Source organism: Natronocella acetinitrilica (genome assembly GCF_024170285.1).
Taxonomy (GTDB): Bacteria; Pseudomonadota; Gammaproteobacteria; order Nitrococcales; family Aquisalimonadaceae; genus Natronocella; species Natronocella acetinitrilica.
The window spans coordinates 238,526-252,414 of the sequence record NZ_JALJXV010000004.1 but is presented as its reverse complement, the minus strand read 5'-3'; the positions used below and the strand labels follow the sequence as shown (position 1 = coordinate 252,414).

Here is a 13,889-nt window from a genome sequence, read left to right as displayed (position 1 = left end):
CGCTACTCAATAACTTGCAGAGCCAGCGCCATGGACTAGTGTTGTAATAGACCGGTCAATTAGTTGGCAGCTCATGGGCAAGGACACCAAACAGCATTTACTCGAAGCGGGGCTCGATCTGCTGCTTCGGCATGGCTACAACGGCCTGGGCATCCAAGACCTTCTCAAGGCCACGGGGACGCCGCGCGGATCGTTCTACCACTACTTCACGAGCAAGGAAGATTTTGCGCTGCAGGTGGTCGACCGCTACATGGAAGAGGTGCACGCCGGTCTGGAAGCCTGCATTCATGACGCCGCGTTGCCGCCACTGCAGCGGGCACGCCGATTCTTTGAACTCTCACGGGACAAATACGCCCGCGATGGACACCTGGGCTGCATGCTGGGGGCGCTGGGGCAGGAACTCTGCACCGTGAGCGACGTTTTTGCCGCGAAGATCGACTGGTGCTTCTCCGAAGTCGGGCGATCTATCGCGATTGCTCTTGAAGATGCCAGACAGTGCGGCGATCTGCCGGCAGACACCGATCCGGAAGAAATGGCCACCCTGCTGCTGAACTGTTGGGAAGGTGCCGCCCTGCGCAGTCGACTGCGGCGCGACTCGGCGCCACTGGACCAGATGCTGGACTTCTACCTGGCCGCCGCACCGCGCGTGTCCATAGCCAAGACCAGGAACACCCGGGAGACCATTGGGCCGCTCTAGCAAGACGCAGAGCGGAATTTGGGAGGAAGCCCGAAGACGGTGGCGGAAATCCTTGTGAGAGAGCCGCCGAAGCCGAGGGGCAGGAGGTTCGTCATGTTGGAAGTCGATGTTCGCCGTGTTGTGGATGGTGGCCTGGTTCGCGTGAACCTTGCAGGGCTCGCCATGAGTGTGCGAGGACGGTTCATTTTCCCCACAGCCGGGAGTCGTGGACCAGTTCTGGTCGTGCAGTGCGCTGATGTTCAGGATGCAATGGAATGCCTGGACTTTGCGTTGCGCAAGGGTGTGCTGGTAAGCATGTGCAATGCGCAGGACACCGGAGATGCATGGGGCGCCTGTGATGGTGGTATCGCCGTGGACTTGTCGCTACCGGTTACGCAGGCAGCCCGATCGGTCATGGGTCAGAGCGAGCACGACCCACGCCAGCCCGCGATACGGGAAGCCCGCGCGGCCACGTGAGTTGCGAAAGCGACGGCGAGCGCGATCGGCAAGGCCGTCGCGCCCGCCGTCGCCTCTGACGCCAGCCATATCTCGGTCAGGACTGCATCTTGACGATACGGCCGTTCTTCACGATAACGCGCATGCTGCGCTCCGGTTCGCCCAGTAGATCCAGGTTTTCCGCAGGGTTGCCATTGAATAGCAGCATGTCGGCCCAGGCGCCCTCTTCGATGACACCAAGTGGCGCGGGATAAGGGTCGCGGATACCGCAGGCCTGCAGGTAGCGGGCATTGCCGGAGGTCGCCATTCGCAGCACCTCCATGTTGGAAAAGAACCGACCCAGCTTGGCCAATTGCCGGCCCTGCCGTGCAGCGAGTTCGGCATTGAACAGGGTGTCGGTTCCAAAGGCCACATCAATGCCGTGCTTCCGAGCTAATTCATAGGCCCGCACGGTCCCGCGGGCGACCAGCTGTTGCTTGTCGCGCTGTTCCTGCGTGGCCATGGGGTTTGCGTCCTCATCGGCGAGAAACGGCTGCAGGCTCCAGAGCGTACCCGTCTCCGCCACCAGGGCGGCAGTTTCATCATCCATGAGTTGACCATGCTCGATACAGCGAACGCCGGCGCGTATCGCCCGCTGAATCGCCCGGGGCGTGTAGGCGTGAACCATCACGTAGGTGCCATAGTCCTCTGCAGCCTCTACCGCGGCGCGCAATTCATCCTCGGTGTACTGGGAGACCTCGATGGGGTCGTACACGGAGGAAACGCCGCCTCCAGCCGCCAGCTTGATCTGCGTGGCACCCTGCATCAGTTGTTCCCGGACCCGGCGAAGCACCTCGTCACGACCGTCTGCAATCTGCCCGACACCGAGTTCCTCTGAATGACTGGGCGGCGTGCCGGGGAAGCGCGGTAGTTCGTGCAATAGGCGATAGTCGCCATGCCCGGATGTCTGCGAAATCATCGCACCAGAGGGGTAGATGCGGGGCCCCAGAACAAGCCCCTCGTCCACCGCCCGCTTGAGCGCGAACACCGGACCAGCGGCGTCGCGGACACTGGTAAACCCGCGCATCAGCGTGCGCTCGGCCTCGTTGGCAGCGACGATGTGCAGGTATCCGACATCCGCCGTCAGCGCCGCCATCTTGGGCACTGCGGCCATGGTCGCATGCCAATGTGCGTCGATCAGCCCCGGCATCAAGACACCGCCACGGCCATCGATGATCTCCGCGCCCTCTGGCCGGGGAGCCCCGTGATCCCGGACTGCAGTGACCTTGTCCCCCTCGACAATCACCTCCACCCCATCCCGCAGGGCGGCGGACTTGCCGTCGAAGAGCCGCATGTTTGTGAACACCAAGGCCGTGGGATGCGACTCCTGCGGGCGGGAGAGCACACTTGCCGGATAGACCCCGAGTCCGACCGCTGCGACGGAAGCCCCCAGCGCCAGCATCATTCGGCGGCGGGAGAGATCTGCAGAGATACGGCGCGTGTATTTGTTGAAGAGCGGGCTGCAACAAAGGCAGGTTGCGGAATGCTCGGTTACGGGGGACAACCCTGAAATGGCATGCTGATCCATGCGCAAACGTCCTCCTGACGGGTATCCACGCCACGGGCTGGCGAGGTCACAATCTACAATCGGCGACTCGGTAACCGCAAGGTGCCAAACCCCGCCGCACCCCGAGGACTTGGGCTTCAGGCGCGGTCGCTGGCGGGCACACCGATACGACCCGCCCGCAGGGTATAGACGATCCACCAGGGCAACCATGACAGGATCTTGAACAGATGGCCGAGCAGCGCCACGGACAGCGCCTCGGTCGTGGGGATGCCGATCACGGACATCCCCAGCACGAACATCGCCTCGAAGACGCCGAGCCCGCCGCCGAAGGAGATCGGCACGCGGGAGACAAGATTGGCCACGAATGCCACTGCAAGGACATCCACCAGACCCACCGAAACGCCGAGGCCCCAGGCGATCAGCCAGAACGCCGCGCCGGTGACCAGGTTCTCCACCACGGTCAGACCAAGGAACAGGAGAAGTTCGCCGCGATGGCTGCGGAATGCCAGATAGGCACTGTGGAGGTCACGCAGTGTTCGGGCAATGCGCCCTTCGCGCACGCGGCGAAGCAGGCGGTCGTGGACGAACCCATGCAGCCACTCGGAGAACGAGAGCCACATGCCGATCACCAGCCCGACAATCAACGCGGCCGCGAACCAGCCGGTCCAGTACAAGGTACTGCCGAGCACGGCCTGCTCTGCCAGGTAGAGCACGGACACCAGGCAGAGGCTCGCGCCGATGATGAATCCGATACCCCGCTCCACCAGGATGGACGCGATCACATCCCGCGCCGGCAAGCCCTCGCGGCTCGCGCAGACGGTCCGCACCGCATCCACACCAAGCGTGGATGGCAGGACCAGGCCCCAGATGTTGGCGGCACAGTAGATCTGGGTGGCAATGGACAAAGGCATGACGGCGCCGAAGCAGCGCATCAATCGCAACCACTTGTAGGCCATCACCGTGCGCCCCAGGGTGATGGCCACCAGGGCAAGCACCGCCGCCAGCGGGGTGAGCTGCGACATCACTGCCCAGTGCGCTGCAATGCCATCACCGATCCAGACCAGAACCCCGATGATCAGCAATGCAATTGCGAAACGTATCCCGAGTTTCAGCACGTCAGCCCACCAGCTAGGTTATCCAGCCCGCCTCCCGGTAGCCCCGCGCGGTGGCAGCGATACCCGCTTCCAGGGACCAGCGCGGCTGGTATCCGAGCATTCGCTCCGCCTTGGCCGTTGTGAAGCTGCGATTCATCGTGAAGAATTCCACCCGTCGGGGATACAGCGGCGGAGATATCCCGAACGGACGGCACATGACTTCGCACAGGTGAGCAGCGGCCTTGACCGGTGCAACCGGAATGGCCCATCGCGGACGCCTGACGTGCAGTACGTCAGCCACGAGGTCAACGATTTCGCGAATGGAGGCGGCCCGCGGTCCTGCCGTGATGAATACTTCGCCCAGTGCCGCGGGGTTGCTTCCCGCGAGTACGAACCCATCCACCAAATCGTCTACGTAGACCATGTGATACCGGGTATCCCCGGAGCCGATCATGGTGAAAAAACCGCTCTTGATGGCACGAAACAGCTTCAGAAAGCGCCGGTCACCCGGCCCATAGATGGCGGCAGGGCGCACCACGCAACCGGGCAGGCCGCTGGCAAACGCTGCTCTGGCGACCTGCTCACCCTCCCATTTGCTTTCCTGATAGTGATCATTTGGCTTTGCCCGATATTCCTCGTCGGCGGGCGGCTCTTCAATCGGACCGTGGACACCCACCGTGGAGCAGTGCACGAAGCGTCCCACCCCAGCCGTCCCGGCAGCGTCCACGAGATGGCTGGTGCCCTGCACATTGACTCGACGAAACTCCTCGGGATCAGAATGCTCCACCCGATAGCTGGCGGCAACATGGAACACGCAATCGAAGGGCTCCATGTGCTGCTTGATGGCGTTCGGGTCCGTGATGTCAACCGGGCACACCCGGACACCCAACTCCTGCAGGCTTGTCGCCTGCGCCGACGACCGCAGAAACGCGGTCACCCTGTGCCCATCAGCAACCAGGCGGCGCGCAAGCACCCCACCCGCGAAGCCGCTTGCTCCCGTCACGAGCATGTTAGCCATGGCCTGCTCCCTGTTTTTGTCCCCCGCCCGGGGGATAACTGTTGACCATAGCGTCGCGGACTAGCGACAGTATGTTCGCTCCCGCACACACCTTCGCCTGGCAGACGCCATTCGGCGTCCGTTTCCGCGTGGAGAGACTAAGCTTCAGGCCCTGCGGTGGTTGTGCATTGCGCCGATATTCAGGATGCGATGGAGTGTCTCGGCTTCGCGCTTCGCAAGGGGCTGCTGGTCACCATGTGCAACGACGGTGGCGCAGCCGAGGCATGGAATAGCTGCGCTGGCGGCATTGCCGTGGATCTGTCACTCCCGGTCGCCGAAGCAGCCAGCACGGTGATGGGCGTCGGCATGCCCGACGCGATTCCCACCAGTCGCGACCCCGTGTCCATGAGTGGCTAACGTAACGGCCGCGCTGAATCATGGTTCAGCGCGGCCTGCCTCATTCAAGTAATCCCGGCCAGTTGGCATCCCCGCGGGCGATGTTGCCAAGGATATCCCGCTGCCACCGTTGATGGATTGAACGGTTGTAGTTGAGGTACAGGGCGCCGTCATGAATCGTCCACGCATGGGGGTCGATACTCGCGGTGGAGCCCCGGCTGACCGCCCACGCGCAATACCCGCCGTACTGTGGTGCGTACGCCGCCGGGTCGGCAACAAAGCGCTCCCGATGCTCGGCACTGGAAAAGCGCCAGGTCGCCCCATTCCACTGTGCTTCAAACTGGTCACTGCCCGGTGTCGCCTCGCCAAGCGTGAAGTACGCCACCGGATCATAGCCGCGGATGGCAAGCCCGTCTTCGCTGAAAACGGACGGCTGCTGCGCCATCAGGGCGGGCGCAGCCAGCAACAGCAGGGTAGCAAGCACGATTCGAATTGGTGATTGCCAGGCTTTCGATGTATTCATGGCCTTTCCCCTCATGTCTCGGCCCGAACCGAGCGTTGCACAACTCCAAAGACGGCATGCCGTCGGTGCCACGCCACCGTTACCACCGCCAGGAGGATGATCGCCGCCAAGGCCCCCATGCCAGCCTCCAGATGGACGATGTGGGTGAGCACCGCGCCAGTCATCAGACCGGTCAGGGCAAGTGCGGCCAGCCCGGATAGCGGTCGCAGCAGCAGCGAGATCGCGCCGACCACCTCTGCCACGCCGATGAGGTACATGAACCATAAGGGGTAGCCCCATCGCATGAAGGCCTGAACCTCGAACTCCAGGGACAACAACTTGGCGCCCCCCGACAGCAGAAAAATCATGGCCAGGGCGACCGTCAGAACCGTCATCAGGCGACTCGAATCGCCGACCCGAAAGCGTAATCCAGCAGCATCCATCATTGTCTCTCTCCCTCTTGGATAGTGCCCGCGACTGGGCAGTCCACGAGACGTTACGCACGGGTTGGTAGCCAGACCATTAGGAAGATTACTTAATTCATTCGGACGCACTATTTTTCATTTCACGATCAATGGTTTGTGACTAAGTCACTAACCGCTTCCAGCGACTGTGAAAGACTTCAGATCGGTGTGTCGCCAGTCGGACAAAGGCACTGACAACGCCTGTGTGCCACGGGCCGGAACTGGAAAGCACTGCTCCCAAGCGGGCACAAGACCCGCTGGCAATAACGTGAGGACACGACGATGAAAAACATCTTCTCCAAGCGCGCGATCGCTGCCCGGGACGACGATATCGATACAGGCCGCAGGCAGTTTGTCATCACGTCCGCGGCAGCAGGCGCCCTTGCGGCTGCAGGACTTGGCGGAGGCACCCTGCTTGCGCCGTTGCCGGCGCATGCGGTCCGAACCAATGCGCGCATCGTGATCGTCGGCGCCGGTGCGGCCGGCATTTCGCTGGCCTCACGACTCTCCCGCAGCCTGGATGGCGCACGCATCAGCATCATCGACAGCCGGGAGGCTCATTACTACCAACCTGGCCTGACACTGGTGGCGACGGGGGCCTGGGATTCATCCAGGGTGTTCGATCGTACCGAGCGCTATCTGCCCGGAGACGTAGACTGGATACGCGATTCAGTAGTGGCGTTCGAGCCGGAGAGGAACCGCGTGCATTTGCAGCGCGGCACGACCGTGGATTACGACTACCTGCTGGTGGCAACCGGGGTCGAACTGGACTTCGCGGCCATCGATGGCATGGACCCGCACCTGATCGGCAGCAACGGTATCGCCTGCGTTTACGACAACCCTGATCATGCCGTGCGTACCTGGCAGGCCATAAACCGCTTCATCGAGACCGGCGGTGTCGGCCTGTTCACACGGCCGCCGGGTGCACTGAAATGCGCAGGCGCACCGCTGAAGGTGACCATGCTCACCGAGCACGGGCTGCGCAAGGCGGCCAAGCGCGGGCAGGCACAACTCGAGTACTTCGCTCCGGATCAAAATCTGTTCTCTCAACCGGATATCAACGAATTTCTGAAGCAACATTTCCCGCATGAGCGCGACATCGGCCTCAACTGGCAACACCGCCTCATCGCCATTGATCCGGGCCGCCGCCAGGCCACCTTCACCACCGGGGACGGTCAGCGGACGCTGGAGTACGATCTGATCCACGTCGTACCGCCCATGCGCGCCCCGGCAAGCATTCGGCAGAGCGAACTTGCCTGGGGAGACGGCAGCTTCACCGGATGGCTTGAGGTTGATCGCCACACCCTGCAACACCAACGCTACCCGAACGTGTTCGGCGCCGGTGACGTGGTCGGGACCCCCGTCGGCAAGACTGCGGCAAGCGTCAAGGCACAGGTGCCGGTCGTGGTGGACAACCTGCTTGCGGTGCTGCAAGGGAGCGAGCCACCCGCCCGCTACAACGGGTACACCTCATGCCCCCTCATTACCGAGCAGGGACGCGGCATCCTGGTGGAATTCGACTACGAGATGAAGATGGTGCCGTCATTCGGCTTCATCAGCCCGTATCGGGAGCATTGGGTGCCCTGGCTCATGAAGGACCGCATGCTTCACGCGGCCTATAACGCCATGCTGCGCGGCCGCATCTGACGGCGAGGAGAACTGAACATGGCATTCTCATTGATGGGTATTATCGCTGTTCTGCTTGAGTTCCTGCGGCCGTTCCTGCTGCCGCTGGCGGCCCTGCTGCTCGTGGAACTCGTTCTGCTTGGCGTGCTGGTCACACAACGCCATGCCTTGCGCCTGCGGCCGGCTGCCCGACTGTCTGCCGGTGTTGGTGTAGCGTCCGGGGCATTGCTCGCGCTCATGCTCCCTGCCTGGACCGGCGCAGGCCTCGGCCAGTTAAACGGTGTACTCGATTATGCCTCGCTGATCGCGGCAGGGGTCGGTCTGGGCGTTGCCGTGGCCTGCCTGCTTTACCCTCCGCTGCAGTTACTGTTCAGACTCCCGGTAACGGCACCCGTCGGGCGGCCGCGGACCTTGGGCAGCGTTCCGCGGTGACATTGTCACAGACGGACATAGCGACCGACCGATAGCCTGCGGAGACACTGTTCAACTTTCGAGGAGAATCACCTGTGATCAGAACGTTACAACTCGCACTCTGCCTTTCGCTCGCCGTTCTCGCGTCATCGACACTGACCGCCGGTGAACATGGGGGAAGCAGCCCCAAGCTGCTCACCATCATCACGTCGGACTCGAACGAGACCCAGGCCATGGCGCTGATCCTGACCATGCATTACACGCGCGGCGGCGGTGAGGCGAGGATTCTGCTCTGCGATGCCGCCGGGGAAATGGCCGTGGCCGACTCCGAGATGGGGGGCACAGTGGTCCAGCCGGCGGACCGCTCGCCGCGGCAGATGCTCCAGGGCATGATTAACGCTGGCGTGACGGTGGAGGTTTGCGCGATCTTCCTGCCGGGCCAGGGGCTCGAACAATCCGCCCTTGTCGATGGTGTGGGCGTCGCGCAGCCGCCACGGATTGCCGAACTGATGGCCAGCCCGGACTGGCGCCTGTTCACCTTCTGAAGCATTAGGGAAGAGGAGCTTCCCCAAAGGCACATGACGGCGTCCGGCGCATCAGCCGGACGTCCCGGCTTCCCACCCTTTCATGCAGATTCCCGGTGATGGATACTTAAGGAAGCGCTTAAATTTGAGGAAGGATTCGGTGTCTGCGCCATGGCCAGCGTCCACAGGGAACTAGAACGGGTCTACCACCGGGACTCGCGACGTGTGCTGGCAACCCTGATCCGGTTGCTCGATGACTTCACCCTGGCTGAAGAGGCCCTGCAGGAAGCATTCGCAGCGGCGGCCCAACAATGGCCGGTCGACGGCGTGCCGGACAACCCCGCCGCCTGGCTGATCCGCACCGGCCAGCGCCGGGGCATCGACCAGATCCGACGCCGGCAGACGGCACGGCAGTATGCCCATCTGCTCATTCCGGATGACACCGCCGCCGACGAATTCGACGACCAGACAATCGCCGATGACCGGTTGCGCCTGCTGTTTACCTGCTGCCACCCGGGGCTCGCCATGCCTGCACGGTTGGCGCTGACGCTGCGGGAGATGTGCGGGCTGACCACCGAGCAGGTGGCCAGCGCGCTGCTGCAGAAGCCCGCCACGCTGGCCCAGCAGATCGTGCGGGCAAAGCGCAAGATCCGCGATGCCCGCATCCCCTATGAAGTGCCATCGGCGGACGAATTGCCGGAGCGCCTGCCCGGCGTGCTGCGGGTGATCTATCTGGTGTTCAACGAAGGCTACTCCCGCAGCGACGGCGACGCAGTCGTGGACGTCAGCCTCACCGACGAGGCGATCCGCATGGCCACTGAACTGGCATACTCGTTGCCGCACGGCGAAGTCCACGGCCTGCTGGCCCTGATGCTGCTCCACCATGCCCGGCGGGAAGCCCGTGAGGATGAGTGCGGTGACCTGGTGACCCTGGACGAGCAGGACCGCAGTCGCTGGGACCGGACCCACATCCTTGCCGGGATGGAATGGCTGCAGCAAGCCATGGCCGAAACACCCACTGGCGCCTACACCCTGCAAGCCTGCATCGCCGCGGAACATGCACGGGCAAACACCTATGACGACACCGACTGGCGACGCATCGCGCTTCTCTACGATGCACTCTACCGCCGCCAGCCATCGCCGGTGATTGCTCTCAACCGCGCCGTGGCCATGGCCATGCGTGACGGGCCGGAACAGGGCCTGAGCCTGCTGGACGAACTCGCCGGCGAAAAGCAGATCGTCAACTACCACCTCTATCACGCAGCCCGGGCGGATCTGCACCGGCGGGCGGGCAACTTCTCGGAGGCTCGAAAAGCCTATGAGCGCGCCCATGCACTGGCGGCGCAAGGGCCGGAACGACGCTTTCTGCAGCGGCGAATCGCCGAACTCGACCACGCTGGTGGTGAAGCAGCGGCGCCCTGATGTCGATTTCCCTGGGTCTCGTGCGACCTCACAGTGCATACACCAATCCGGGGGAGAAAAGCATGAAGTACATGATGATGCGCAAGGCCGACGAGGACACGGAGCGCGGCGTGCTGCCCAGCGACGCCATGCTGCAGGCCATGGCGAACTACAACGAGCGCATGGTCCGCGCCGGCGTTTTCGTGACTGGAGACGGGCTACGCCCTTCCAGTGAGGGCTGCCGGGTCGAGTTCCACGACGGCGAGCCCGTGGTCACCGACGGCCCCTTCGCCGAGACGAAGGCACTGCTGGCGGGTTACACCGTGCTTGACGTAGAAAGCCTTGAAGAGGCCATCCACTGGGCCAGGCAGTGGCCGCCGGAGGACGACGGCGGCAACGTGAGGCTGGAACTGCGTCGCTACTTCACCATGGAGGACTTCGATCCCGGACCGGGGGTTGAGCACCACCGTCGCCATGACCGCCTGCCCGCAGAGGTGAACGTACACGTGGCATTCGCCGGCAACTGCCGCCAGGCCATGACCTTCTATGCCGACCTCACCGGCGGCCATCTGGAGGCCATGGTGACCTTTGGTGAGACCCCCGCCGCAGCGGACGTGTGCGAGGACTGGCACGACCGCATCATCCACGCCGCGGTGAACATCTGCGGCCGGCGGCTGATGGGTGCTGACATGCGCAGCGACTGCTACCAGCCACCCCGGGGGGTTCAGATCCACCTGGAATACGAGCAGGCGGCGCAGGCCGAAACGGTTTCCGGCGGCTGCTGGATGGCGGCATGCAGATCATGCCGTTCGAGCGCACGTTCTGGGCGGAGGGCTTCGGCATGGCCACGGACCGCTTCGGCGTCAACTGGATGATCAGCCACGGCCTTGGCCGCGGTTGTGACGAGCAGGGAGGAGCGGCGTCATGAAATACGTGGCACTGGTGTACTACCAGGAAAGCATCATCAACGCCATGAGCGAGCAGGAATGGCACGACCTCAACCAGGAATGCGTGGCCGGGGTCGAACGACTCTCCGCCGAGGGCCATTACCTGGGGGGCCAGCCCCTGCAGCCCACGGAGACGGCCACCACCGTGCGGGTCCGCGACGATGAGGTGATCGTATCCGACGGACCGTTCGCCGAGACCAAGGAGCAGCTTGCCGGCTTTTACCTGCTGGAGGCGGCCAACCTGGATGAAGCCCTGAAACTCGCCCGGCGCATCCCGCCGGCCCGCTTCGGCACCATCGAGGTGAGGCCGACCCGGGAACTGCCACCCAAGGACTGAGCGGAGAGCGCGATCATGACCTACGTTGACGGATTTGTTGCCGCCGTACCCACGGCGACCAAGGAACGCTACATCAGGCACGCCAGCGACGCCGCCACGGTGTTCAAGGAGTACGGCGCGCTGAAGATGGTGGAGTGCTGGGGTGACGACGTACCGGATGGCGAGATGACCTCCTTTCCCATGGCGGTGAAGCGCAAGCCGGACGAGACAGTGATCTTATCCTGGCTGGTGTGGCCATCCCGCGCGGTGCGGGACCAGGCAATGCCGAAGATCATGGAAGACCCCCGCCTCAAACCGGACGTCAACCCCATGCCATTCGACGGCAAGCGGCTGATCTATGGCGGCTTCGAGGTGGTGGTCGATAGCTAGGCCAGCGCCTCGATTCGACATCGGGGCCGGAGTCGACCACCTATACTCCCTTGGGGCGCAGCGGTGCCGCGTCGGCCTTGCTGGGACGCCCCAGGGAGACACAGCAATGGAAAGGTCTGATGCTTTTTCCTTGTTTTGGGGGCAACGCGCAAGGCATGCCGTGAGCCGACTGATGGTCACCGTCGCCGTCAGCCTGGTTATCGCAATCCCTGCCAGCGCGGAACTGCGCTCGTTGGGTGAGCCAGGTGTGCGCGGCGGCGTGGTGACCACCAGCGAGCCAATCGCGGCCCGGGTCGGGGCCGACATCCTGCGCCAGGGCGGCAACGCCGTTGATGCGGCGATTGCCGTGCTTTTTGCACTGGCGGTGGTTGAACCACAGTCCTCCGGCATTGGCGGCGGTGGCTTCATGGTGGTCCACCTCGCCGGCGGCCCGAAGCAGACCTTCGTGATCGACTCCCGCGAGACCGCGCCGGCGGCAGCAACACCGGACATGTTCCAGGGCCAGAACTTTGGCCTCGCGTCCACCAGCGGCCTGAGCGTTGGCGTGCCGGGCACTGTACGGGGTGCTGAACTTGCCGTGCAGCGTTGGGGGAATCTCAGTCTTGAGCAGGTCCTGCAGCCCGCCATTGAGCTGGCGGCGAACGGCTTTCGCGTCAGTTCCCGACTCGAGGGAAGCATCACGAGCGGCCGCCTCGGCAACGAGATCGGCAACCCGGCCTACGATGAGGCCCGCAATGTGTTCCGCCCCGGAGGCATCGGCCTGGTGGAGGGCAGTTTGCTTGTCCAGCCGGAGCTGGCGGCCACCCTTCAACTCATCGCCGAACAAGGTGCCGATGCCTTCTATACCGGCCCGATCGCCCAGGCCATCATTGACACTCAACTGAACTTCCGTGGCGCAAACGCGCAGCTCGCGGGACGGATGACACTGGATGACCTGGCCAATTACGAGGTTGCGATCCGGGATCCGGTGGTGGGCAATTATCGCGGTTACCAGATCGTCTCCATGCCTTCACCCTCCTCCGGCGGCCTGGCCATCATCCAGATGCTGAAGATGCTTGAGCGCTTCCCCCTGGGCGATGCCAGTCAGGGTTACGGGTTCGGATCGCCCCGGACGCTGAACGTGATGATCGAGGCGATGCGCCTCGCCTTCGCGGACCGTGCCCTGTGGATGGGCGACGATGACTTCGTCGATGTGCCATCTGCGGGCCTGATCAGTGACGGCTACACGGCGCTGCGCAGTGGCCTCATCGACCCGGACAGCCGGCAGGGCTTCGTCGCCGCCGATGACCCCCGACCGTTCGATCTGGCCTGGAACGGACAGGAAAGCCAGCTGGCGCAGGCCAGCGTAGCGGACCCGGAGACGGTCAGCACCACCCACTTCAGCGTCAGTGATGCCTCGGGCAACCTGGTGTCGTTCACCAGCACCATCGAATCCGCCTGGGGTACGGGCCTGATGGTTCCCGGCTACGGCTTCCTTCTGAACAACGAACTGACCGACTTCAACTTCGTACCCCAGGCCAACGCCGACCCCATGAACTTCAACCCCGGGGCCAACGACGTGGCGCCCGGAAAGCGGCCCCGGAGCAGCATGGCCCCGACCATGATCTTCAGGAACCCGCAACAACCGCTGGCGGCATTCGGATCGCCCGGCGGTGCGACCATCATCAATATCGTGCTTAACGTTGCCATCAACCTGGTGGATCACGACATGACCATCCAGGAAGCCATCGATGCGCCCCGCATCTCGCAAACCAGCGCCAACGGCAACCCGAGTTTCGAGTACGGCTTCCCCGAGGCCAGCATCCAGACTCTGCGCGACATCGGCCATAATCCGGGGCCGACCTTCAACCTGGGGTCTGTTCAAGGCGTGGTATTCGGGACCGGAAACCAGCAGTACGGCGCCGCCGACAAGCGCCGCATTGGTGGAGTGGTATCGGTGACTCCCGGCGAGATCAGCAACAGCCCACCGGCGCGTGGGGCCGGACAGCGCGGCGGTCGCTGACAGTCGTTGCAGCCCCGATCGGAGCGCCAGTTCGGCGCTCCGACGCTTGAGCGGCGCCCGCCCTGCCGGCCCTAAAATTGCCTGACTACGTAGTTCCCCCAATGCCCGATCAGACAGTCCCTGACTATGGTGCGGCTGACA

16 protein-coding genes are annotated in these 13,889 nt (G+C 63.6%); 11 read left to right on the top strand and 5 right to left on the bottom strand.

The window, feature by feature from the left end:
- The first annotated feature begins 73 nt into the window (after window positions 1–73).
- Window positions 74–697 carry a TetR/AcrR family transcriptional regulator gene (locus J2T57_RS09960; protein ID WP_253477407.1) on the top strand — a complete coding sequence of 208 codons (624 nt, stop codon included), beginning with the start codon at window positions 74–76 and terminating at the stop codon, window positions 695–697.
- Between the two features lie 93 nt (window positions 698–790).
- Entirely contained in the window at window positions 791–1,153 is a 363-nt protein-coding gene (locus tag J2T57_RS09955) for a hypothetical protein (protein ID WP_253477405.1), read from the top strand.
- A 76-nt stretch (window positions 1,154–1,229) separates the two neighbouring features.
- On the opposite strand, the gene J2T57_RS09950 is transcribed toward J2T57_RS09955, so the two are convergent.
- The 3 genes from J2T57_RS09950 to J2T57_RS09940 form a co-directional block, all read right to left on the bottom strand.
- On the bottom strand, window positions 1,230–2,699 hold the full coding sequence (locus J2T57_RS09950; RefSeq protein ID WP_253477402.1) for a metal-dependent hydrolase family protein: 1,470 nt from the start codon (window positions 2,697–2,699) through the stop codon (window positions 1,230–1,232).
- Window positions 2,700–2,815: 116 nt separating this feature from the next.
- Window positions 2,816–3,793: a lysylphosphatidylglycerol synthase transmembrane domain-containing protein gene (locus J2T57_RS09945; protein WP_253477400.1), complete on the bottom strand. Its 978-nt coding sequence runs from the start codon at window positions 3,791–3,793 to the stop codon at window positions 2,816–2,818.
- A 13-nt stretch (window positions 3,794–3,806) separates the two neighbouring features.
- Window positions 3,807–4,790, bottom strand: coding sequence for an NAD-dependent epimerase/dehydratase family protein (locus tag J2T57_RS09940; protein ID WP_253477397.1), 984 nt, complete (start codon window positions 4,788–4,790; stop codon window positions 3,807–3,809).
- A gap of 189 nt (window positions 4,791–4,979) precedes the next feature.
- Here J2T57_RS09940 and J2T57_RS09935 point away from each other — a divergent pair, with 189 nt between their 5' ends.
- The gene (locus J2T57_RS09935; RefSeq protein ID WP_253477395.1) at window positions 4,980–5,186 is read left to right on the top strand and encodes a hypothetical protein; all 207 of its coding nucleotides are present in this window, start codon (window positions 4,980–4,982) and stop codon (window positions 5,184–5,186) included.
- A 40-nt stretch (window positions 5,187–5,226) separates the two neighbouring features.
- Here the strand turns inward: J2T57_RS09935 and J2T57_RS09930 are convergent, their stop codons facing one another.
- Together J2T57_RS09930 and J2T57_RS09925 are read right to left on the bottom strand one after the other, a co-directional pair.
- Window positions 5,227–5,688 carry a YHS domain-containing (seleno)protein gene (locus J2T57_RS09930; RefSeq protein WP_253477392.1) on the bottom strand — a complete coding sequence of 154 codons (462 nt, stop codon included), beginning with the start codon at window positions 5,686–5,688 and terminating at the stop codon, window positions 5,227–5,229.
- A gap of 11 nt (window positions 5,689–5,699) precedes the next feature.
- A complete protein-coding gene (locus tag J2T57_RS09925; RefSeq protein ID WP_253477389.1) occupies window positions 5,700–6,113 on the bottom strand; it encodes a DoxX family protein in 414 nt (137 codons plus the stop codon).
- Between the two features lie 300 nt (window positions 6,114–6,413).
- Here J2T57_RS09925 and J2T57_RS09920 point away from each other — a divergent pair, with 300 nt between their 5' ends.
- The 8 genes from J2T57_RS09920 (at window position 6,414) to ggt (ending at window position 13,748) form a co-directional block, all read left to right on the top strand.
- Window positions 6,414–7,778 (top strand): NAD(P)/FAD-dependent oxidoreductase, encoded by a 1,365-nt coding sequence (locus J2T57_RS09920; protein ID WP_253477387.1) that lies wholly within the window; start codon window positions 6,414–6,416, stop codon window positions 7,776–7,778.
- 18 nt (window positions 7,779–7,796) lie between these two features.
- Complete coding sequence (locus J2T57_RS09915; RefSeq protein ID WP_253477384.1) at window positions 7,797–8,189, top strand: hypothetical protein; 393 nt, start codon at window positions 7,797–7,799, stop codon at window positions 8,187–8,189.
- 74 nt (window positions 8,190–8,263) lie between these two features.
- Window positions 8,264–8,713, top strand: coding sequence for a DsrE family protein (locus tag J2T57_RS09910; RefSeq protein WP_253477381.1), 450 nt, complete (start codon window positions 8,264–8,266; stop codon window positions 8,711–8,713).
- Between the two features lie 150 nt (window positions 8,714–8,863).
- On the top strand, window positions 8,864–10,114 hold the full coding sequence (locus tag J2T57_RS09905; RefSeq protein WP_253477378.1) for an RNA polymerase sigma factor: 1,251 nt from the start codon (window positions 8,864–8,866) through the stop codon (window positions 10,112–10,114).
- Window positions 10,115–10,176: 62 nt separating this feature from the next.
- Complete coding sequence (locus J2T57_RS09900) at window positions 10,177–10,968, top strand: YciI family protein (RefSeq protein WP_253477375.1); 792 nt, start codon at window positions 10,177–10,179, stop codon at window positions 10,966–10,968.
- Between the two features lie 49 nt (window positions 10,969–11,017).
- The gene (locus tag J2T57_RS09895) at window positions 11,018–11,377 is read left to right on the top strand and encodes a YciI family protein (protein WP_253477372.1); all 360 of its coding nucleotides are present in this window, start codon (window positions 11,018–11,020) and stop codon (window positions 11,375–11,377) included.
- 15 nt (window positions 11,378–11,392) lie between these two features.
- Window positions 11,393–11,746 carry a DUF1428 domain-containing protein gene (locus tag J2T57_RS09890; RefSeq protein WP_253477369.1) on the top strand — a complete coding sequence of 118 codons (354 nt, stop codon included), beginning with the start codon at window positions 11,393–11,395 and terminating at the stop codon, window positions 11,744–11,746.
- Window positions 11,747–11,852: 106 nt separating this feature from the next.
- Entirely contained in the window at window positions 11,853–13,748 is a 1,896-nt protein-coding gene (ggt, locus tag J2T57_RS09885; protein ID WP_253477366.1) for a gamma-glutamyltransferase, read from the top strand.
- Window positions 13,749–13,889: the final 141 nt, after the last annotated feature.